The sequence below is a fragment of the Gilliamella sp. Occ3-1 genome (assembly GCF_001690655.1).
In the GTDB taxonomy this organism is placed as follows: domain Bacteria; phylum Pseudomonadota; class Gammaproteobacteria; order Enterobacterales; family Orbaceae; genus Gilliamella; species Gilliamella apicola_P.
In genome coordinates this window covers 15390-36871 of the sequence record NZ_LZHQ01000006.1, presented here as the reverse complement: position 1 = coordinate 36871, position 21482 = coordinate 15390, and the positions used below count along the sequence as shown (strand labels likewise).

Below are 21482 nucleotides of genomic sequence, written 5' to 3'. Positions count from 1 at the left end.
ATGATTAAAATTAGCGCCGATCAAATTAACCATAAAGTGGGGTCACCCTATTATTTAATTTTAGGTAGTGATCCCTATTTACAGCATTATGTGCAAACTGAGTTACGCAAATCCTTTTTACAAAAAGGATTTGACGATCAACTTACTTTTGTAATTGATTATCAAACCGATTGGACAGCGATTTATGATAGCTGTCAGGCTATGAATCTATTTTCTGCAAATACTCTAATTTTTCTTGATTTTGGTGAGGGTTCATTAAACGCAGCTATCACTACCAAACTCAATACACTAAGTGAGGTTTTAACCCCTGGTATTGCGCTGGTTATTACACTTAACAAAATTACGAAATCGCAAGAAAATGCTACTTGGTATAAAGCGTTATCTGATAAATTGGTGGTTGTCAATTGCACTACACCCGATACTTTACAGTTGCCACAATGGATTAAAAATCATTTGCAACAACAACAAATGACCATTGAACCAAAGGCAATTGAACTGCTTTGCTATTGTTATGAAGGCAATTTACTAGCATTAACACAAATTATTGCACAACTTAAGTTGTTGTATCCTAATCAGAGCATTTCTTATGATGAAGTCGAAAATAATATAAATGATTCGGCAATATTTACACCATATCATTGGACTGATGCGATGATTGCCAATAAAACAAAGCGAGCCATTCATATTTTACAACAGTTAAAAATAAATGAATTTGAGCCGTTAATTTTATTGCGGATTGTTCAACGTGAATTGATATTGATGATCAATTTAAAAAAAGGATTGCAACAAAAATCATTAAAACAAGTTTTTGATGAATATAAGGTTTGGCAAAATAAAAGAACGATATATACCAGTTATCTAAACCGTTGCGATATTAATGACCTATTTAATTTATTAGCCAAATTGACAGAGATCGAAATCAGTTTAAAGCATAATAACCAAGCACGAATATGGGACGCAATGTTTAATTTATCGATGCAATTTATGGGATTAGATAAATGTTAACTGCATTATTAGGAGGAACTTTTGATCCGATCCATTATGGACACCTTCGCCCTGCTATTTCGTTAGTAAATGAAGTTGGATTAAAGCAAATTAGTTTATTGCCTAATCATGTCCCTCCTCATAAACCACAACCAGAAGCGAGTACTGAACAACGCTTGGCAATGTTAAAATTGGCTATCGAAGGTTTACCATTATTTGCGTTGAATGTAAGAGAGATCTTACCTGAAACTTCAACACGTCCTTCTTATACTATCGAAACGCTTCAAGCCTGGCGACAAGAAAATGGGAATAGTGAAGGATTGGCATTTATTATGGGACAAGATTCATTATTGAGTTTACCGACTTGGAATAAATGGAAAACGTTGCTTGATTATTGCCATTTACTAATTTGCCGTAGACCAGGTTATGCCCAAAAAACTGATAACATTGAGTTACAACAATGGATTGATGTGCATAATACCACAAATATTAAAGATCTACACAATTCACCACATGGTTATATCTTTTTTGCACATACACCACTTGAGGATATTTCAGCTACTGAGATCAGGCAAAATATTAACAACCAAGTCAGTTGTGAAAATTTGTTACCACCCAAAGTGTGGCATTATATTCATCAGCAAGGCCTTTATACTGCAAAGAAATAGTAGAAAGGGCTTTACATCTGACAGTTTTTTCGGCATTATTTCGCCGCTGTGTTTATTTATTTTAAACTCAGCTTTTTGTGTTTATACTTAATTTAACTTTACTTTGTCATCGAATAAAATACTTTCTAGGTGACATAAAAGCGCAACGCTATACCTTTGCATTATATGCATGCTTAGACGAGGAAAGTTGGTTGAGTATATTTAATTTGTACTTATTATTAAGAGGCCCCAATGGCAAAAGAAGATAACATTGAAATGCAAGGAACTATACTTGATACTCTTCCAAATACGATGTTTCGTGTTGAACTTGAAAATGGTCATGTCGTTACTGCACATATTTCTGGTAAGATGCGGAAGAACTATATTCGTATTTTAACTGGTGATAAAGTTACTGTTGAAATGACACCTTACGATCTATCTAAAGCACGCATCATCTTCCGAAGTCGCTAATATCGTTATCAGAATAAACTGTTATCGCTATATAACTGTTTATTTCTCTCTTTTTTAATAAAAAAACCGTCGACAAAAGTCGACGGAGAAGTGAGATATTCAAACTAAGCTAGTGAGTTAATCATCTTTAGAAAAGTTCATTTGATCGTATTTAACCCATCTTGTTTTTTTAACTATTTTATAGCCAAAGTAAATCATTAAAAATAATGGTAAACCGATATAGGTTGCAATTACACTATTCCAATCAATAGTATCTTGTAGGAAGGCTTCGTAATTTTGGCCAAGTGTTATTATTAAACATAATACGAAAGCAAAAACAGGGCCAAATGGGAAGCAGCTTGATTTATATGGTAATTGATTAACATCATGACCTTGCATAAGGTAACCCTTTCTAAAACGATAATGACTAATTGCAATTCCTAACCAAGCAATAAAACCAGTCATACCGGACATATTGAGCAACCACAAATAAACAACCTGATCTTTATACATCGACGTTAAGAAGCAAAGCATAGCCACAAATGTCGTTGCTAACAACGCTGCACGAGGTACGCCTGATGATGATAATTTTGCAAAGATTTTAGGTGCTTTACCTTCTTTAGCAAGAGCATAAAGCATACGGGTCGAAGCATAAAGTCCTGAGTTACCCGCAGATAAAACTGAAGTCAGTATAACTGCATTCATTAATGCCGCAGCTGATAATAATCCTGCATGTTCAAATACTAGGGTAAATGGACTAACACTTATATCGGTTTCATCATTACGTAGTAAATTAGGATCAGTATAAGGAATAATTAAACTGATGACTAAAATCGCAAAGATATAAAATAACAGTATTCGCCAAAAGACTTGTCGCATTGCTTTAGGAATATTTTTTTCTGGATCTTTTGATTCACCAGCTGCAATTCCAATTAATTCGGTACCTTGAAATGAAAATCCAACTACCATTGCTACACCAATCATTGATGAAAATCCACCTGCAAAAGGCGCTTCTTTGATGGTCCAATTTTGCCAGCCCGCACCTTCTGCACCATGGAAAATACCAATAATCATTAATAAACCAACAATAATAAAAACAATAACGGTGACGACTTTAATTAATGAAAACCAAAATTCAGCTTCACCAAAACCTTTAACTGAAATATAGTTTAAACAAAAGATGATACTTAAAAACAATAAACTCCATAACCAGCTATAAGAACCGGCATCAAACCAATAAGAAATAACTAGCTGAGCGGCAACTAGGTCAACCGCAACCGTAATTGCCCAGTTATACCAATAGTTCCAGCCAATGGCAAAACCAAACGCTTCATCTACATAACGTGAACCATAAGTTGCAAAGGTGCCTGAAACAGGTAAATATGCAGCAAGTTCCCCTAAGCTAGTCATTAAAAAGTACACCATTACACCTATAATGGCATACGAAAGCAAAGCTCCACCGGGACCTGCCTGAGCAACAGTTGCTCCTGAGGCAACAAATAGCCCAGTGCCAATTGAACCACCAATGGCGATCATGGCTAAGTGACGCGCCTTCAAATCTCGTTTTAATTTGTTTTTCATATCAATATTCTTCTTTGTTAAGGAGAGTAAATCTTATGGAGCATAACTTTTTATACTCCACATTATTTAACAGCCAAGTAGGCAGCTAAAAACTTATATTAATCATTACAGATAAATAAAATGAGTGAAAGTGTATCAAAAAAAAATGATGGCGAGATAAATAATTCTAATAATCGAACTGTTTTGTTAACTATATACAATAATTAACCTTTAGTTAGCTGTTCTAATTGAGTTAAATAATTCAATGCTTGCGAACGGTTATTACCACACATTTTGATACAAGGTTTTAATCGACCACAAACTGTCGGTCTTGATGGGTGAAAAAACAATTTACATTGATAATTGTTATCTAAATGAATACAAGCAATACCAGCTGGTTTGCCCTTAGGCATATCAGGGATAGCTGATGAAATTGAAGGAGCAATACAACAGGCACCACAGTTTTTTCGACATTGGAGTGAATCTGTCATGGTATTTCCTTTATTTTAAGTTTATTTAATAAATTTTGATGGTGACAATAGCAAGTTGGCGGTAAAATAGCGAGCTAATTTTTTAACCTTTTTTATTAATCATGAAGAATATATATTATGGCTAAAGCAAATGAAATAAAACGTGGTGACGCGGTCACCTATAATGGTAAATTATTACTTGTTAAAGATATTGATGTTCAAAGTCCAAGTGCACGCGGTGCCAGTACACTTTATAAAATGCGTTTTACCGATGTAAAAAATGGTGGGAAAGTTGAGGAACGCTTTAAAGGTGATGATATCCTCGAAACAATTGAACTATCCCGTCGACCTGTTAGTTTTTCGTATATTGATGGTGATGAATATGTGTTTATGGATAATGAAGATTTTACCCCTTATATTTTCAAAAAAGAACAAATTGAAGATGAATTATTGTTTATCCCTGAAGGCGGTATGAATGGTATTCAAGTACTAATGGCTGATGGTGAAGTTCTTGCCTTGGAATTGCCACAGACTGTTGAACTTGATATTGTTGAAACCTCGCCAAGCATTAAAGGCGCTTCAGCAAGTGCACGAACCAAGCCTGCCACCTTATCAACAGGGCTTGTTATTCAGGTTCCTGAATATATTGATAACCACGAAAAAGTCAAAATTCATATTGCTGAACGTCGTTACATGAGCCGTGCCGAATAACAAATAAAATTGTGATGAATACATATAATCAAAATAAACTACATAAACGATTGCGTCGCTTAACTAGCGAGGCAATCGCTGACTTTAATATGATCGAAGAAGGCGATCGTATTATGGTTTGCTTGTCTGGCGGTAAAGATAGTTATACTTTGCTTGATATTCTTATTAACTTAAAAATCAGTGCACCAGTACATTTTGATCTAATAGCGGTTAACCTAGATCAAAAACAACCGGGATTTCCTGAACATGTATTGCCTGAATATCTAAATTCGTTAGGCATTGAATATAAAATTGTGCAAGAAAACACCTACGGTATTGTCAAGGATAAAATCCCTGAAGGTAAAACAACTTGCTCGCTTTGTTCACGGCTACGCCGTGGCATTTTATATCGCACAGCGACCGAACTTGGTGCAACAAAAATTGCCCTTGGCCATCATCGTGATGATATTTTAGAAACACTATTTTTAAATATGTTCTATGGTGGCAAACTCAAAGCAATGCCTCCAAAGCTAATGAATGATTCAGGTGAACATATCATTATCCGGCCACTAGCTTATTGCAAAGAAAAGGATATCGCCAAATATGCTGAAATTAAACAGTTTCCGATTATTCCTTGCAATCTTTGTGGTTCACAACCAAATCTACAAAGACAAGTGATTAAAGAGATGCTAAATGGATGGGATAAAAAACATCCAGGGCGTATTGAGACCATGTTTCGTGCAACAAAAAATATCACCCTATCTCATCTGTGTGATACCAATTTGTTTGATTTCAAAGGAATTAAAAAAGGTGATCTTGCCGTTAATGGTGGCGATATTGCTTTTGACCGCGAAGATATCAAACCGATTGTAGGCTTTGATAGTTCAGATCTTAAAAATCAAGATTTGATTTTATGGAAAGAAGTTAAATAATTAAGCTTGTTAAAATATTAAAAACGCCGTTCTAGTCGGCGTTTTTTAATACTATTATTTCAGCCACTTTTGCCAACTTTGATTGACTATTTCTGTTTCTTGCTTAAACTGCGTGCTATCCACCGTACTTGGTAATAATTGCAATGCAAGTTGATGGATTTTATTACGCATATCAATATAAGCTTGCGTTAGTTGCTCTGCTTCGTGAATATCAATAATTTGATAATTTGTTGCTAGCTCTAAAATACGCACATTATCACTCCATTTTGTCATTTGAGGGTGCTGGTAAGCATAATTAAGTACCAAATATTGTGATAAAAATTCAATATCACCAATTCCGCCCTCATCAATTTTTAAATTGAATAAATTATCTTGAGTGCTACCTAAATGTGAGCGCATTTTTTTACGCATTTCACGCACTTCTTTCTTTAATACAACTTCATCACGCTTTTTACAAAGTACATTATGGCGAATTTGATTAAAACGATCGATTAATTCGACTTCACCATATACAGCTCTGGCTCGTACTAAAGCTTGGTGTTCCCATGTCCAAGCCTCATTTATTTGGTAATCTTCGAATGCATCTAAACTACAAGCAAGAAGCCCTGCATCACCTTGAGGGCGAAGTCTTACATCAACTTCATATAAAATACCAAAGCTAGTGCATACATTAAATAAATGAATAATACGTTGTACAAGGCGCAAATAAAATTGACGACTATCGATCTGCTTGTCACCATCGGTGACGCTATTAACAGGACAATCATGTAAAAAAACCAGATCGAGATCCGAACCATAACCCAGTTCACAACCGCCTAATTTACCATAGCCAATTACCACCAAGCCTTTATGATTATCAGCCAAATGCTCAGGCTTGCCATAGCGAGCAATCATTTGATTCCATGTCATTTGTACGACAAAATCTAATAAAGCTTCGGCTACATAAGTTAGATGATCGCTAACTTTCATAGTAGTTAACACATGCTCAACATCAGCTGCGGCAATATGCAGTAATTGCATCTGCTTAAATTGACGTAAAGCTTCAAGTTGTTGTTCTTCGCCATCAACTTCAATACGCAATAAATATTGATAAAGCTGGCTTTTATATTCATTTGGAGCAACAGTTTGATAAAGCGAATTGATATCAATAAGCTCATCTAACAATATAGGGTAATGAGCCAGCTGATCGCTAATCATTGGTGAAGCACTACATAAGCGAATCAATTGCTTCAAAGCAGTTGGATATTCAAGTAACAGTTCTAAATAAGTGGTACGACTAACAATATTAACAAGTAACGGCAAAATTCTTGATAACACGATTGTTACTTGCTTTTCACTACAGATAAATTCTAATAAACGTGGCATTAATTGATCGAGTATTTCACGCCCTCTTACACCAATTGTACGTTTACCAATATCATCACGAAATTGTATTAGCATTTGATGGATCTGTGCGATTTGTGTTTCTGAATAATTGGGTAGCACTGCGCTGACATCACTGATTTGAAGATCTGGCACCCAAAGATCATCAAATTGATCATTATAAGACTTGGTTGTTGAAGTAGATTTTGATTCGTTTTCGCCAATAAGTTCATTAAAAATTTGGCGATTATGTTGCATTCGTACTAATAACGCTTGTTCAAAATCATGCCAATGATTAAAGCCCATGCTTGTCGCTAAACGGGCTTGTTCCAGTGCATTATCTGGCAAGGTTTGGGTCTGTTCGTCAGCAATAGCTTGTAGAAGATTTTCACAACGGCGTAAAAATAGGTAATTTTCTCGTAATAACGATACTTCATTCGATGCAAGTAGCGATTCTTGTTCAATCACATTAAGCGCATTTAATAACGAACGAGTTTGCAACCCCACTACTCTTCCACCACGAATAAGCTGAAAAACTTGTACAATAAACTCTATTTCACGAATCCCACCAGCACCAAGCTTAATGTTATTTTTTAAACCACGACGACGCACTTCACGTTCAATCATGCTTTTCATATTACGCAATGATTGTAAAACACTAAAATCAATATAGCGACGATAAACAAAAGGCTTCAACATTTGATACAGTTCGCCTACATAAGGAGCATGCTGATCACCAAGAACTTTGGCTTTAACCATAGCATAACGTTCCCAATCTCGACCTTGCTCTTGATAGTAATCTTCCATAGAAGAAAAGCTCAGAACTAAAGGCCCCCCATCACCAAGCGGACGCAAACGCATATCCACACGATACACAAAACCATCTTCGGTAATTTGATCGAGCGCTTTAATTAAGCGTTGGCCTAATCGAGTAAAAAAGACAGCATTATCTAATTCTCGCCGACCACCTTTTGTTTGCCCATGCTCTGGATAAGTAAAAATCAAATCAATATCGGACGAAAAGTTCAGCTCCCCACCGCCCAATTTACCCATACCTAAAATCAGCAGTGGCTGCCCCTGACCTTGAGCATTACAAGGTGTTCCCCACTCTTTGCAACTAAGCTCATAAAGCCAATTACGAGCTGTAACAATAATCACCTCGGCCAATTCGGTCAATTGCAATAAAATCTGCTCATCATGACTTATTTTCGCCAATTGTGACCACTCAAGGCGCACTAGCATAAAATGCCGAAACAGCCTAAGCGTTTTCATAAAAATAGCTTCATCGGTCACATCTGTTAATTGCGCATCTAACCAAGATTGATAAAATTGCCGTTCATCGGCTCGCGGTGGGTTTTGTATTATGTCGGAAAACCAATTAGGGAATCGACAAAACGCATCGACCAAAAAGTCACTCTGTACCAAAATATCAAGGTGAGCTTGCACTTGAGCCAGATTGCATTGGTCAAGTTGAAGGGCGACTTTTTGCTTTTGTTGTTCAAGCAAAGAAGAAAACGACGAGTTAAATTCTGACATAGGCAAGCTCTCTTAGAATTCATTAACAATAATAAAAATCAGTGCTAGCTAATAAATAATTACATTTAGACTTAAATATTTTGATAATTTTTATCCATTTTACCAAATAGTTGTTTAACCGCTATTCTCACCAATACACAGCTTAAAATAAATAAAATTACTACCATCATAAAACAAATCATTATTATTTTTAAGTCACTTATTCTTCTCCAATATTGAAAATAACGTATTAATGAAATACTAAAAATTACTAATACGATCAATAATAAACAATTTAATAGAAGAATACCTATTGAACTAAAAACGAGCTTTTTAAAAGCGATAGTTTCCGTTACACCAGTAAAACATCACCTTAACAAAAAATAACCATGTAAATTCACAATTGATAAAAATATAGTTAAACCAACTATAGCAATAATGATTTTTTTAAAACTGTAATAAAATATAGGTGTAACAATACAATCGGCCAACAATATCGCCTAATGTAATTAATGCGGCAAATATAAACTATTAACAATATTTTTTTGATTGATTTGATTAATATTATATTTGTTCAATAACAATACGGAAATCGTAAATAGCACAAGTGTGCTAGGTAGCTGTAAAAAGAAATTGAGTAATATTTGCTTAATAAATTTTATAATAATCTGATGGGTTGTCATATCTGACGATATAAAAAAATATATCATCAAATCTAACGCTATAAGTAATAACAAAAACAATATTAAATATCCAATAAAATAAAACTAATGATAAAGATAATTTAAAAAATGACTTTTTCATCTATATATCCTTATATTTATATGTTAATTTTATTTATTGCAACAATTAGCATTAGTTTTAGCTTCGTATTTATCTCACTAAAAGCAAATTCTTTTACAGAATTAATAACCAACAATGTCGCTTGCCATTGAGCAAACTCTAGCTCGTTAGAAAGCGGTTTATTGGTTAACTGATCATTTACCTGATTTAAAGTTTGCTTGTAGTATTCTAAATCATCCACTTCTAACGCATATTCTTCGTTTTGTTGCCAAAACTCAAGCAATTTAGGCAAATCACATTGACTTGAAAGCGCATAATTGCACTTTTTAAGTGCCAAATTATTCAGTAAACGATACCCTCTAGAAGCTTTGCTTTGTGAAAAAAGATGCAAATTAAATCGACTTAGCTCAATAGCAAAATTAAGTAAATCGTGTTTATTGCCTTGCTTGATTTCAAGTTCAACTTCTTTAAAAGGAATAGATTGATTATTTGAACTAATTTGCCCTTGATCTAACGCAACTTCAATTTCACTACTTGCAAACGAAATTAACCACGCTTGCCGCTCAAAATTGGTGGTAAATAGAGGCTGTAAATCCCGTTGTAGCTGAGCAACATCACAGCTATTTGGCAATGCATGGCAAGGTAATACGGTTAAATCGGGGACTGAATTAGGTAAATCGACATTAAATTCTGCACGCTCATGCAACCCCGCAATCGATTTTTTGTCACGCTTTAATGTGATTTCAAAACGTTTTGCGAAATTATCATCACACCCTCTTACACGCAGCCCACAACCATGATTACGCAGGTAATAATCACTAGTATCGTAATAAGTATTGGTCAAGTTTTGTTTAGTAACATTACGTTTTGTTGATGATAATGCTAATGATGCCGAAAATTCGGCCTCGTCACAATCCGCCCATTGATCTAAATAATATTTTAAACTGGCAATATCATTGGTATTGATTTCAAATTTTAATTCGATTTCGTTACTCATTGTTCTGTTTTGTATTGGTTATTTTGCTATATCATATATTGAATATTTGAAGAAATACACTTAAACATGTATTAAAGTAGGGAGGGATAGGTGTTTATGGTTTGGGTGTTCAAAATAGAAATAGTGGTTATATTTAGATTGGGGAATTAGCGATTGACTAATGATCCATACTTTGGCTATTCGATACCAAAATAAGACAAATGATATAAATATTAGGTGGTTTTATAATATTAATTGTTATTAAAAACTGGCAAATAAAATCAATTAATTTTCTGATTACTTTTTACTACAAATGAAGTTAGTTATTTGAAATGAATAACACTTTTAGGTAGTTAACCACAATAACATTTCTCTAACCTAACTGACTTGGCTTAATGTTGAGGGGCTTCACTTATTGGTTGATTGACTTTCCAATTTGCACAATTAGCTCCCTACAGACAAAGAATTAAGAACTAAACGTTAAAAACTAAGGTACGGTGCAAACAGCATAGCCACCTCCAAAGGTGCCCCACTGATCCACATAACCATTACGGTGAATATATAAGTGAGTTGTATTTGATACCGCATCATTCGTCCAAATATCACCACGACCAAAACCTGCCACATCACCATAATAGGATACATCACTCCACTCACTTAAAAATCCTGCCCCTATTTGACGTTGGTAATATAGACTACCGGACGACGGTGTGGAGCCATCTATGTCGCTTATACATGGAAAATAAGCATTATCCACACCACATTTCGCATTGCTTAAATCTCTTATCTTCGAAAAACGATAACCCAAACTACTACACCAAGTTGCTTGCTCAGGAACAGTAGTATATTTCTCTCCCCGATGGACAAACCACTGCTTTAGCTCAAATCCATATTTAACAACCACACCACTACTATTCTTCCCTTCCAACACAAATAGTTGCGGCAAAGATGGCACAGTAAGTAGACTAGGATTACTTGATTGTATTTGGGTATTATTCGCCCTAGGGCCATTTAACGTTACTCGCGTTACGTTTTTGGATTTATCTGTAATCCAATCATCATATGTAGTAGTGCCCGTGCAACTTCGGCATGGAATGGTGAATGAGTCTGAACGAGGTTTTACCCAATTCACTGTTGCTGTTATCCCTCCGTGAGTTTGTGAAGACCACGTCAATTGACTTACATCCACCCCACCTATATCCAAATCAAAATATAATCCATCAGCCCCCGTAGTGGGAAAATTAAGGCTATAAGAAGATGGATTAATTGACTGTGTTAAAAAACCTTTAGTAGGATCCCATATGCTAGATGGACCCGCAAAGCGAGGATTATCTCCAGCAAAATTAGTACCGCCAAATATCAAACGAGGCCTTACATAGCAAACTTTAGGTTGCTGTGAATTTGGGTTGATATAATATGACACCATATTTCCGCTAAAAGTAATTCTATTTGGCACACCATACTTTGTTGCTAAAGTAGCATCCGTACTACTTAATGTTATCCTATAAGGTGCATTACAAATATCTAATATATCACTGCGACTAACGGCATTACCATTTTTATCAGTAAACGATACTGATATATTCCCTGTCGCAGTGACACTATTAGCTCCCTGTCCATCTCCATCATCATCTCCCCAATTACCTTGAGTTACTAAACTACTTGTACTTATCAAGTTAGTTGATGGGGGAACTATCATTTCAATATTAACAAGGGTATCACCGGCATTAGGTAACTGGATTGGAGTCATCGCTGAGTTATTATGTTGTGGACTGAAAACTTGACCGTTTGATAATTTAATACTTAATAAGTCATTAGTTGTAGCTAATTTGGTAACTCCACCATCAAGTGTCAAATATGGCGACGAGCCATGAATGACCTGAGATGTATGAGTGGACAATGCTTGTAAATCTACTGAATAGAGCAATAACAGTGGCGGTACAAAAGTTAAAGATGATTTGGATAACAAGTTAAAAATTAGCGACAACCTTGGCGGTTTCGTTTGACCTGAAGATAAAAATAAGAATGGAATCTGTTTTTGATTGCAGTCAAACTTAAATAGGTTTAGGGTACAGAAATACCAACACTTTTTATTATGATAACACACAATTTCTAATCTCCAATTAATTTGTTGTTTTAATTTTATAATTGCTCATTTTTTAATGAGATATATTTTGTCAAAAAACAGTCAAAATTATAGTTAACCAAATACTAAAACGTCAATTTTAGTTAATTAATTGTAAATTATTTTTAAATAATGTATTAAACTTTAACTTGAAAATTTTATAGCGGCATTTTGTTAGCGGTTTTGTTTTAGCTAGAAATTGTCATATAAAAAACATGATAAAATCAATATTTTTTTCTAGTTAGCTTTTAAACGAACCACTACAATACCTTGATTTAATATCGATTCGCGTTACAAACACATCGCTATTAGCAAATGAATTTAGCTCTAATCTCATCGTATTAGCATCATCAAAGACACAAACTGCCAGCAATTAGGTTCTTAAAAAGCACCTTATCAAATAATAAAAAAACGCTATTTAACAACTCGAAATGGATTAGGTTTTGGTTTAGATTGTTCAAGTTGTTGAGATGAAGACTCACGCTGTGCCTGATATTTAGGCTCATCTTCAAATCCCATACCAACACCGTTTTCACGAGCATAAATTGCCTCAATCGCTGCCATTGGTACCACAATATGTTGTGGCACACCAGAAAAGCGAGCATTAAATTCAATTTGTTCGTTAGTAGCCAAATATTGACCAACGGATTGTGGGGCTATATTCAGTATAATTTGATTGTTTTGGATAAATTCCTGCGGCACTAACACCCCATATACAGAAGTATTAACCACAATGTAAGGTGTTAAATCATTATCCAAAATCCAGTCATAAAAAGCCCTAAATAGATAAGGGCGACGTGGCGTCATTTGTTCAAGTTCCATCAAGGCTACCTTGGCTAAAATTATCGTAAATAAAGATAAATTTAATTGTTTATGATCTTATCTTTTTTTCTGCTTCAGTTAATGAATTAATAAAAGCAGGGCGTTCAAAAATTCTCGCCATATATGCTAAATAATTCTTTTCAGCTACTTTTGGTAATTCAATACCAAGCAATGGCAAACGCCAAAGTAACGGCGCAAAATAACAATCACATAATGTAAAATCATCACTCATAAAATAATCTTTTTCTTTAAACATAACCGAAACTGAAATAAGATCATCAAGAAGGTTTTTTCGTGCTGTTTTAGCCGCATCACTATTAGGATCAGCAATAATTGTTTCATATGCACTATACCACTCTTTTTTAATACGGTACATTGTTAATCGTGAATTAGCACGAACGATAGGATAAACAGGCATTAATGGTGGGTGCGGAAAGCGTTCATCCAAATATTCTAACGCAATATGTGGTTCATATAACGTAAGATCACGATCAATTAAAGTTGGAATTGAACTATATGGATTAAGATCCAATAATTCCTGTGGTAAATTATCTGCCGTTACAAACTCTATTTCCGCAGTTACCCCTTTTTCTGCCAGAACAAAACGAATCTGATGCCCGTAAATATCTGTTGTATCACAAAATAATGTCATTACAGAACGTTTATTAACAGCAACAACCATATCCACTCCAAATTTATAAAATTAAAATAAGTCTAGTTGCCGTCTATTCTAACAAATTGGATAACAAAATTGTTAAAAAAAATAAATTTTCTTTAATTCTTTTCCTCAAGCCCTAATCTTGACAAGCAGTTTCATAAAACATGTGCTTAAGTATAGGATTTATTAAATTAGTTAACCTAATAATATTAAATAATATTTATTTCCTAAATAATCTTAATTCTTAAAAATATTTAACCTACGTAGTTTAGCTTTTTAATTAACCAAATCAGCATAAAAAAACCCAGCATTCGCTGGGTTTTGAAACAAAATTGTAACGTTTTTGTAATATTGCTACTAACGTTTGCTGAATTGAGGACGACGACGAGCTTTGCGTAGACCCACTTTTTTACGTTCAACTTGACGTGCATCACGAGTAACAAAACCTGCTTGACGTAACGCAGAACGTAAAGTTTCATCATATTCCATTAACGCACGAGTAATACCGTGACGAATCGCACCAGCCTGACCTGAAATACCACCACCTTTAACAGTGATATAAAGATCAAGTTTATCAGTCATTTCAACTAACTCTAACGGTTGCATAACAACCATACGAGCTGTATCACGACCAAAGTATTGCTCTAAAGAGCGCTTGTTAATAACGATGTTACCACTACCTGGTTTGATAAATACACGAGCCGCAGAACTTTTGCGGCGACCTGTACCGTAATATTGATTATCAGCCATCTTTTATCCCCTTAAATATCTAATACTTGCGGTTGTTGTGCCGCATGATTGTGCTCACTACCAGCATAAACTTTTAGTTTACGGTACATTGCACGACCAAGAGGACCTTTCGGTAACATGCCTTTTACAGCAATTTCGATGACTTGTTCAGGATGACGTTCAATCATCTCTTTAAAAGTCGCTTCTTTAAGTCCACCGATGTAGCCAGTATGACGATAATAGATCTTATCAGTGCGTTTTTTGCCTGTTACAGCAACTTTTTCTGCATTGATAACGATAATATAATCACCTGTATCAACATGTGGTGTGTATTCTGCTTTGTGTTTACCACGCAAACGGCTTGCGATTTCAGTAGCTAAACGACCTAACGTTTTACCTGCTGCATCAACAACATACCAGTCGCGTTTAACTGTTTCTGGTTTAGCTGAAAAAGTACTCATTCGTAATTATCCAATTTTTAATTAATCTCACGTTAATAAATCATTTGATTTATTTACACTTTTTGATTGTTACCATTAATTAACTCACCCCTTCGAGCGGTTATACTAATATTGACAACCGAAAACAACGTTGGGAAGAACGTTGTCGTAACGTGGGTGGCAATATTATACAGAAATATTATAAAAGCGCTAGAGTAAAAATAAAAAATCATAGCGAGAAGGAATGCTTACTGATAAACTAAAATCAACATTAAATAACAAAATATTTAAATAAATGAACAATACAATTCAACTTTCAATAGAAGATTATATTAGCAGAGGATTGCACCGAAAATGTTATCGTCATCCAAATGATCCCAATAAGTGTATCAAAGTGAATTATAATGTTGGTGCTGAAGATGAGACTAATCGAGAAATTTCTTATTATAAACATCTAATTAGACGTAATGTTTCATTCGATGCAATAGCAAAATATTACGGCCCAGTTTCAACCAATTATGGCAAAGGTCATGTTTTCCAACTCATCCGAGATTATACCGGAGAAATAGCTACACCACTTGAAAAATACCTTGCTGATACAAAATTAACTAAGCAATATTACGATGATTTAGTTACTTCATTAAGAAATTTGAAATCAGCCCTATTAAAAGATCGTATTATTACAATGACAATAAAAAGCAAAAATATTTTGTTTCAGCACTTAAGTGCAGATAACAGTCGCTTAATTATTATCGATAATATCGGTAATTCAACTCTTATTCCTATTGCCAATTACATTCCTTTTTTTGCTAAAGCCAAAATTGAACGAACTTGGCAACGTTTTTTAACATCCATTATTAAAGAAAATAGCAACAACAAATTAATCACTCGTTTAGTTGACGAACTGAATCAGTAATTCTCAATTGTGCAATGGCAGCTTTTACATTATTAGGTCTATTTTTTAAGGTAAATAGACCTTGATGTAATTTAGCAATACGGTTCACTATACTTAAACCAAGCCCAATACCATTATGCTTGCGATCCATACGAAAAAAGGCTTGGATCATTTTTTCGCTTTTAGACTCATCAATGCCATTACCTTCATCTTCTACAGTAATAATGATATCTTTTTTAATTTTGTAACAACTTACCACGATTTTAGTGTTCTCAGGACTGTAGCGATAACTATTTTCAACTAAATTACGTACTAATAGTCTTATTAAGGTTGCATCACCATTAAAAATAAGATCTTTATCAGTCAAATGCCATTCAAGCTGTTGCTGTTTTTGTGAAGTCAATTCTGTTAGTTCATCAGACAGCGGAATCATAATATCATTATAAAAATTAATATGTTGATACTTTCCTACAGTAAACTTTTGACTAGTTCGAGCAAGCATTAATAGCTGTTCTACAGTATTGACTAATCGATCTATACGATCAATTAACTCTGTGCAATCAATGTTATTTTTATTTTCTAACAATTCTAGATGTAAACGAATGCCTGCTAAAGGTGTCCTCATTTCATGCGCTACGTCGGCGGTAAAAAGACGTTCTTGAGATAATGTTGTACTCAGTCTAATAAAAAGATTATTCAATACAGATGTAATCGATTTAATTTCACGCATATTGCTGATTGGCGCAATGGGTTTTAGGTTCTCCTCGGTACGTTGATTAAGATCTTTCTCTAAAATTTCCAACGGTTTTGTGATCCACTTGATCGCTTTGTACGCTAAAATTAGTGTTACTGCCATCATAGAAAAAGCAGAACAAAACAAAACGAAAATCGCTTCTAATTCTTCTTCTTCAACAACTTCATCAATTTTATTTTGACTTAGAGTCAAATTAACCAATACATCTATTTGTTCTTTACTTTCGTGCCATAACCAAAGAACAGTAATAATCTGACAAACCAACATGATAGAACCCAAGGTAAAAAATAGGTTCCAACTAATACTGTGGCGTATATTACTAAGTGATTCTGAAATCATATTTTAATTATCTAATTTAAATTAATCGATTTATCAACATCCATCATTAAGTTGATAACCATAACCTCGTATTGTGCGAATGAAATTTTTACCCAATTTATTACGTAACCCGTAAATATACACTTCTAAAACATTTGAGCTAGGGTCACTTTGCCAATCATAAAGATCATTTTGCAATAAGTCACGGTGGACCTTTTCGCCAGCTTTTAGCATTAATCGAGATAATACAATAAACTCTTTTGGTGTTAACACTACTTCTTGGTTATTAACAGTCGCTTTTTGTTGTTTTATATCAATAGTAATAGGACCATAACTGATAAGATTATCTGCGGTACCTTGATCTCGACTAATTAACGCTCTTACTCTAGCTAATAATTCAGTTAAAGCAAAAGGTTTAATCAAATAATCGTCGGCACCATTATCTAAACCTTCTACTCTATCTTCTATGGTATCGCGTGCAGTTAAAATCAAAACTGGCGTTGAAATATGATTTTTTCGCCAGCGAATCAGTAAGTCCAGTCCATCACAATCAGGTAATCCTAAATCGAGTATAATTAAACTAAACTGCCCAAATTGAATATAATCTTCAGCTTGTTTACCATTTGTAGCAACTTCACAAACATAACCATTTGACGTTATACCATCGTATAAACCTTTCTGTAGCAAGCTATCATCTTCAACAATTAATATTTTCATTGATGATTTACCTTATATAAATGTTGGAATCACTAAGAATTCTCAATCGTATAATTATCAGTAATTATATACTTCACGTTACATATCTAAAGCTATTAATTGCGCTCAATAAGAACATACTTATTAAGAAACTTGTTAATACTTATCCAATTTTTATTAATTAAATACGCCGATAATATACTTAAAATAAATCCGACAATAATATCTAATGGCCAATGAATCCCTAGATATATACGACTCCAACATACAAGTACAGCAATTAAAGCCAATAAATATAGATCTGTTCTAAAGCGATATGCATTATCAAAAAAAACAGCAAAAAACATCGTCCACACAAATACCGCATGTTGGCTCGGTAAAGAACTTGTTTTGTCATGAAAAAGATAATTAGTACCAACTTCAACCTCAAAAGGGCGTGGAGAATAAAAACAATAACGAATAACAAAAGTAACTAATAATGCTAACCCTAAACTAAATACTATTTTTAAAATTAATTGCCTATAAATAGGCCGAATACACCAACCGATTACCATAATAATAACAGATAGGTAAACCAAATATTTAGCACAAAAAATAGCAAAAAAGACAAATGATTTAGATGCATGATCTGAAGCGTTTATTAATAAAAAAATTTGCGTATTAAAATCATGCCACATAAGCTATCTCTCTAGATTCACCCAAATTATTAATAATTTAACGTATAAACCTTAAGAGAACCTTAATATAAACCTAGCCAATAATCGGGTAAATGAGCAAACAAATACAATTAAATGTTATTTAAAACAAAATAATTGGTATTTTGAGAAAAACGTAACTGCAAAATCAAGCGAGGTGCAGATGATAAAATAAACGACTATAACAAATAAAAAGATTTCTGTTGGATAAATCATACTACGATTATTAATTTGGGTTGCAATAAAAGTAAATTCCGCCACTCCAACAATATAGGCTAACGAAGTATCTTTAATCAGTGATACCCATTGATTTACAAAAGACGGCAACATCATTTTAAGGGCTTGTGGTAATATGATAAATATAATAACTTGCTTTTTAGTTAAGCCTAATGAAAACGCCGCTTGCCATTGTTCTTTAGCCACAGCAATCATACCTGCATGAACTGAATGTCCAATGTATGCAGCTCCTATCAAGGATAAAGCAAATATTACCGTTGCAATTGCTGGCACATCTACGCTAAGTAACACAGGTAGAAGAAAGTAAGTCCAGAAAATAAGCATAATGACAGGAATAGCTCTTAAAAAACCAAGTATACCAACTAAAAAATAACGCATAACTCCTTTTAAGACAGTCAACCCGACTCCAGCAAGAATACCCAAAAAAGTTGAAAATATAATTGCGGCAAAACTCATTAACAGCGTTAAAAAAATTCCTCCGGGAAAATTTCCCCACATCATATAACTGAAATTGTGGTAAATAACCTCTAAACCTTTAAGCTCCATAAATGATTACACCTTACCTATTTGCAATCGTTTTACTTGATAAATATTACCCAAAGTTCCAACAATCACTATCGCCAAAGTATATAATAAAGTTGCAATAGCAAAATCTTGAAAGGTTTTTAATGATTCGGTTTCAACTTGACGCGATACATAAGAAAGTTCTAACACACCAATAGCCATTGTTAACGACGAATTTTTTATAATATTCATGTACTGGCCAATTAAAGGCGGAAATGCAATACGAAAACTTTGTGGCAAAATAATAAATCGCATACTTTGCCACCAAGTTAAACCTAATGCCAATGAAGCCTGTTCTTGCCCCCGACTTACACCAGCTATACCCGCTCTAAATTCTTCGGCAATAAAAGCACTGGAATAACAAGTTAAACCAACTAAACCGATTATAAATTCAAATGATGGCATTTTCAGTGAAAAAAACAGCAACTGGATTTGCGGTTCGTCAAATAACCATAATTTAAATTCTATTGGTAATAAATTACCCACACCAAAATACCAAAAAAAGAGTTGAGGCAATAACGGAGAATAACGAAAAATTGCGTTATACCCCATTACTATAACTTGAATAAGTTTAATTCGACTTTGTTGAGCAATAACCAGCAAAAAACCTAGTGATGTTGAAAATATAATGGTTAGCAATGAGATAGCTAACGTAACTAAAAAACCATCCCATAACCACCACAAATAACGAGGCTCAAGTAATTGCTCATACATAACTACTGACCTTTGCCAATTTTAAAATCACCACGAGGCATCGCTGATGCAGTTCTAGGTCCAAACCAACGATTATAAATCGTTAATGCTTCACCTTCTTTTTCTAGTGTTAACAAAATTTGATTCACTTTTTCTTTCAAGCGATCCTCGCCTTTGGGTATACCAACAGCTTGATATTCTTGAGTAATACTAAATGGTGAAATTTCAAACACAGCTCGTTGCTCTTCTGGTAAATTCGCTAATAAACCGACTAATTTCGCATCATCTTGAGTAATTGCCTGTACAACACCATTACGTAATGCCGCAAACGCAAATGGTGTATCATCATAAGAAATTACTTTAGCTGTTGGGTATTTTTCTCGCAATGTAATTTCCATAACTGTACCTTTATCGGCACCAATACGAAGATTTTTCAAATCATCTGCTGATTTCAATACTCCTTTTTTTGCTACAAATTTCTGACCAGTCGCAAAATAAGGAAGGCTAAAATCAACGGTTTTTGCTCTTTCATCAGTAACGGTAAAATTAGCTACAATTAAATCGGCTTTTTGGGATGCTAATAATGGAATTCGATTAGCTGGATTAGTCGGAACAAGCTCAACATTAACCTTTAGTGCTTTTGCTATCTCGTTAGCATAATCAACGTCAAGACCAACAATTTTATTTGTCTTTTCGTCAATATAACCAAATGGCGGATTACTATCAAATACCGCTATTTTTATTTCTCCTCGTTTCGCAATATCATCAAGGCGATCTGCATAAGCAGAATTTGCTCCTAACAAACTACTTACTAATGCAACAACAGTTAGTGATTTAGTCAACAATTTCATTCCGATTTTCCCTCAGTCAAGGTTATGTTATATACCGTTAAAGTCTAGCAACAAAGAATCGAATGAATAAATAACAAATACTCACATGGTTATAACTAAAAGTTATATGTGGTAGTTTTCGATTAATGACATTAGAAAAACAAATACAAGCCAAAACAGCTTATATCACTGTATTGATTTATTTAATAATATTGATTTACCCTACTATCTCGCTATCAACAAAAAAATAAGCAATTTCTTTTTCAGCCGAGGTTAGAGAATCTGATCCATGTACGGCATTTTCGGTCATACTGTCAGCAAAATCAGCTCGTAAAGTGCCTGCGGCTGCTTTAGATAAATCAGTTGGTCCCATCAATTCCCGATAACGCTTAATAGCATTATCGCCTTCGAGAATCTGAACAACTATCGGCCCAGATATCATAAATTTAACCAACTTATCAAAAAATGATTTACCTTGATGCTCAGCATAAAATCCTTCTGCCTGTTCTTTGGTTAATCTAAGCATTTTTAAGGCAATAATGTTAAGTTTTGCTTGGCTAATACGGGTTTCAATTTCACCAATCAATTGTTTTTTAACGGCATTAGGTTTGATGATAGATAAAGTTCTTTCAATAGCCATAGATTTGCTCCTTGTTA

The 21482-nt window shown here is 34.2% G+C and carries 22 protein-coding genes; 6 read left to right on the top strand and 16 right to left on the bottom strand.

The window, feature by feature from the left end; translation table 11 throughout:
- From holA to infA, 3 genes are all read left to right on the top strand, one after another.
- A complete protein-coding gene (holA, locus tag A9G43_RS02185; protein ID WP_065606245.1) occupies positions 1–1005 on the top strand; it encodes a DNA polymerase III subunit delta in 1005 nt (334 codons plus the stop codon).
- Entirely contained in the window at positions 999–1652 is a 654-nt protein-coding gene (gene nadD / locus A9G43_RS02180; RefSeq protein ID WP_065606244.1) for a nicotinate-nucleotide adenylyltransferase, read from the top strand. Before holA ends, nadD begins: the two co-directional genes overlap by 7 nt.
- 231 nt (positions 1653–1883) lie before the next feature.
- Positions 1884–2102, top strand: coding sequence for a translation initiation factor IF-1 (infA, locus tag A9G43_RS02175; RefSeq protein WP_025315083.1), 219 nt, complete (start codon positions 1884–1886; stop codon positions 2100–2102).
- 117 nt (positions 2103–2219) lie between these two features.
- Here infA and A9G43_RS02170 read toward each other — a convergent pair whose 3' ends face one another.
- Together A9G43_RS02170 and A9G43_RS02165 are read right to left on the bottom strand one after the other, a co-directional pair.
- A complete protein-coding gene (locus tag A9G43_RS02170) occupies positions 2220–3662 on the bottom strand; it encodes an amino acid permease (RefSeq protein ID WP_065606243.1) in 1443 nt (480 codons plus the stop codon).
- Positions 3663–3865: 203 nt separating this feature from the next.
- A complete protein-coding gene (locus A9G43_RS02165; protein WP_034911309.1) occupies positions 3866–4132 on the bottom strand; it encodes a YkgJ family cysteine cluster protein in 267 nt (88 codons plus the stop codon).
- Positions 4133–4249: 117 nt separating this feature from the next.
- On the opposite strand from A9G43_RS02165, the gene yeiP reads away from it, so the two are divergent.
- Both yeiP and ttcA read left to right on the top strand, forming a co-directional pair.
- Positions 4250–4822, top strand: coding sequence for an elongation factor P-like protein YeiP (gene yeiP / locus A9G43_RS02160; RefSeq protein ID WP_034911308.1), 573 nt, complete (start codon positions 4250–4252; stop codon positions 4820–4822).
- 14 nt (positions 4823–4836) lie between these two features.
- Complete coding sequence (gene ttcA / locus A9G43_RS02155) at positions 4837–5733, top strand: tRNA 2-thiocytidine(32) synthetase TtcA (RefSeq protein ID WP_065606241.1); 897 nt, start codon at positions 4837–4839, stop codon at positions 5731–5733.
- A 54-nt stretch (positions 5734–5787) separates the two neighbouring features.
- Here the strand turns inward: ttcA and glnE are convergent, their stop codons facing one another.
- The 7 genes from glnE to rplM form a co-directional block, all read right to left on the bottom strand.
- Positions 5788–8631 (bottom strand): bifunctional [glutamate--ammonia ligase]-adenylyl-L-tyrosine phosphorylase/[glutamate--ammonia-ligase] adenylyltransferase, encoded by a 2844-nt coding sequence (glnE, locus tag A9G43_RS02150; protein WP_065606239.1) that lies wholly within the window; start codon positions 8629–8631, stop codon positions 5788–5790.
- A gap of 799 nt (positions 8632–9430) precedes the next feature.
- Positions 9431–10390, bottom strand: a complete 960-nt coding sequence (locus A9G43_RS02145; protein WP_065606237.1) for a CYTH domain-containing protein — start codon at positions 10388–10390, stop codon at positions 9431–9433.
- A gap of 466 nt (positions 10391–10856) precedes the next feature.
- On the bottom strand, positions 10857–12356 hold the full coding sequence (locus A9G43_RS02140; RefSeq protein ID WP_141673996.1) for a hypothetical protein: 1500 nt from the start codon (positions 12354–12356) through the stop codon (positions 10857–10859).
- 552 nt (positions 12357–12908) lie between these two features.
- Positions 12909–13316: a ClpXP protease specificity-enhancing factor gene (locus A9G43_RS02135; RefSeq protein WP_065606235.1), complete on the bottom strand. Its 408-nt coding sequence runs from the start codon at positions 13314–13316 to the stop codon at positions 12909–12911.
- 49 nt (positions 13317–13365) lie between these two features.
- The gene (locus tag A9G43_RS02130) at positions 13366–13998 is read right to left on the bottom strand and encodes a glutathione S-transferase N-terminal domain-containing protein (RefSeq protein ID WP_065606234.1); all 633 of its coding nucleotides are present in this window, start codon (positions 13996–13998) and stop codon (positions 13366–13368) included.
- A gap of 333 nt (positions 13999–14331) precedes the next feature.
- On the bottom strand, positions 14332–14724 hold the full coding sequence (gene rpsI / locus A9G43_RS02125) for a 30S ribosomal protein S9 (RefSeq protein ID WP_034915459.1): 393 nt from the start codon (positions 14722–14724) through the stop codon (positions 14332–14334).
- An 11-nt stretch (positions 14725–14735) separates the two neighbouring features.
- A complete protein-coding gene (gene rplM, locus A9G43_RS02120; RefSeq protein WP_034901369.1) occupies positions 14736–15164 on the bottom strand; it encodes a 50S ribosomal protein L13 in 429 nt (142 codons plus the stop codon).
- A gap of 274 nt (positions 15165–15438) precedes the next feature.
- On the opposite strand from rplM, the gene A9G43_RS02115 reads away from it, so the two are divergent.
- Positions 15439–16059: a YrbL family protein gene (locus A9G43_RS02115; protein WP_065606233.1), complete on the top strand. Its 621-nt coding sequence runs from the start codon at positions 15439–15441 to the stop codon at positions 16057–16059.
- Here A9G43_RS02115 and pmrB read toward each other — a convergent pair.
- The 7 genes from pmrB to ndk form a co-directional block, all read right to left on the bottom strand.
- Positions 16028–17131: a two-component system sensor histidine kinase PmrB gene (gene pmrB / locus A9G43_RS02110; protein WP_065606232.1), complete on the bottom strand. Its 1104-nt coding sequence runs from the start codon at positions 17129–17131 to the stop codon at positions 16028–16030. The genes A9G43_RS02115 and pmrB overlap by 32 nt on opposite strands.
- Before the next feature lie 33 nt (positions 17132–17164).
- On the bottom strand, positions 17165–17827 hold the full coding sequence (locus tag A9G43_RS02105; protein ID WP_065606231.1) for a response regulator: 663 nt from the start codon (positions 17825–17827) through the stop codon (positions 17165–17167).
- Positions 17828–17922: 95 nt separating this feature from the next.
- A complete protein-coding gene (locus A9G43_RS02100; protein ID WP_065606230.1) occupies positions 17923–18483 on the bottom strand; it encodes an undecaprenyl-diphosphatase in 561 nt (186 codons plus the stop codon).
- 117 nt (positions 18484–18600) lie between these two features.
- Positions 18601–19284, bottom strand: coding sequence for an amino acid ABC transporter permease (locus A9G43_RS02095; RefSeq protein WP_065606228.1), 684 nt, complete (start codon positions 19282–19284; stop codon positions 18601–18603).
- A 6-nt stretch (positions 19285–19290) separates the two neighbouring features.
- Complete coding sequence (locus A9G43_RS02090; protein ID WP_065606224.1) at positions 19291–20016, bottom strand: amino acid ABC transporter permease; 726 nt, start codon at positions 20014–20016, stop codon at positions 19291–19293.
- Between the two features lie 2 nt (positions 20017–20018).
- On the bottom strand, positions 20019–20852 hold the full coding sequence (locus tag A9G43_RS02085) for an ABC transporter substrate-binding protein (RefSeq protein WP_442903308.1): 834 nt from the start codon (positions 20850–20852) through the stop codon (positions 20019–20021).
- 190 nt (positions 20853–21042) lie between these two features.
- Positions 21043–21465 (bottom strand): nucleoside-diphosphate kinase, encoded by a 423-nt coding sequence (gene ndk / locus A9G43_RS02080; RefSeq protein WP_034911074.1) that lies wholly within the window; start codon positions 21463–21465, stop codon positions 21043–21045.
- Positions 21466–21482: the final 17 nt, after the last annotated feature.

Excerpts from the sequence above, each read along its gene's own strand:
- holA (WP_065606245.1), top strand. The coding sequence starts at position 1 with ATGATTAAAATTAGCGCCGATCAAATTAACCATAAAGTGGGGTCACCC.
- nadD (WP_065606244.1), top strand. The coding sequence starts at position 999 with ATGTTAACTGCATTATTAGGAGGAACTTTTGATCCGATCCATTATGGA.
- infA (WP_025315083.1), top strand. The coding sequence starts at position 1,884 with ATGGCAAAAGAAGATAACATTGAAATGCAAGGAACTATACTTGATACT.
- A9G43_RS02170 (WP_065606243.1), bottom strand. The coding sequence starts at position 3,662 with ATGAAAAACAAATTAAAACGAGATTTGAAGGCGCGTCACTTAGCCATG.
- A9G43_RS02165 (WP_034911309.1), bottom strand. The coding sequence starts at position 4,132 with ATGACAGATTCACTCCAATGTCGAAAAAACTGTGGTGCCTGTTGTATT.
- yeiP (WP_034911308.1), top strand. The coding sequence starts at position 4,250 with ATGGCTAAAGCAAATGAAATAAAACGTGGTGACGCGGTCACCTATAAT.
- ttcA (WP_065606241.1), top strand. The coding sequence starts at position 4,837 with ATGAATACATATAATCAAAATAAACTACATAAACGATTGCGTCGCTTA.
- glnE (WP_065606239.1), bottom strand. The coding sequence starts at position 8,631 with ATGTCAGAATTTAACTCGTCGTTTTCTTCTTTGCTTGAACAACAAAAG.
- A9G43_RS02145 (WP_065606237.1), bottom strand. The coding sequence starts at position 10,390 with ATGAGTAACGAAATCGAATTAAAATTTGAAATCAATACCAATGATATT.
- A9G43_RS02135 (WP_065606235.1), bottom strand. The coding sequence starts at position 13,316 with ATGGAACTTGAACAAATGACGCCACGTCGCCCTTATCTATTTAGGGCT.
- A9G43_RS02130 (WP_065606234.1), bottom strand. The coding sequence starts at position 13,998 with ATGGTTGTTGCTGTTAATAAACGTTCTGTAATGACATTATTTTGTGAT.
- rpsI (WP_034915459.1), bottom strand. The coding sequence starts at position 14,724 with ATGGCTGATAATCAATATTACGGTACAGGTCGCCGCAAAAGTTCTGCG.
- rplM (WP_034901369.1), bottom strand. The coding sequence starts at position 15,164 with ATGAGTACTTTTTCAGCTAAACCAGAAACAGTTAAACGCGACTGGTAT.
- A9G43_RS02115 (WP_065606233.1), top strand. The coding sequence starts at position 15,439 with ATGAACAATACAATTCAACTTTCAATAGAAGATTATATTAGCAGAGGA.
- pmrB (WP_065606232.1), bottom strand. The coding sequence starts at position 17,131 with ATGATTTCAGAATCACTTAGTAATATACGCCACAGTATTAGTTGGAAC.
- A9G43_RS02105 (WP_065606231.1), bottom strand. The coding sequence starts at position 17,827 with ATGAAAATATTAATTGTTGAAGATGATAGCTTGCTACAGAAAGGTTTA.
- A9G43_RS02100 (WP_065606230.1), bottom strand. The coding sequence starts at position 18,483 with ATGTGGCATGATTTTAATACGCAAATTTTTTTATTAATAAACGCTTCA.
- A9G43_RS02095 (WP_065606228.1), bottom strand. The coding sequence starts at position 19,284 with ATGGAGCTTAAAGGTTTAGAGGTTATTTACCACAATTTCAGTTATATG.
- A9G43_RS02090 (WP_065606224.1), bottom strand. The coding sequence starts at position 20,016 with ATGTATGAGCAATTACTTGAGCCTCGTTATTTGTGGTGGTTATGGGAT.
- ndk (WP_034911074.1), bottom strand. The coding sequence starts at position 21,465 with ATGGCTATTGAAAGAACTTTATCTATCATCAAACCTAATGCCGTTAAA.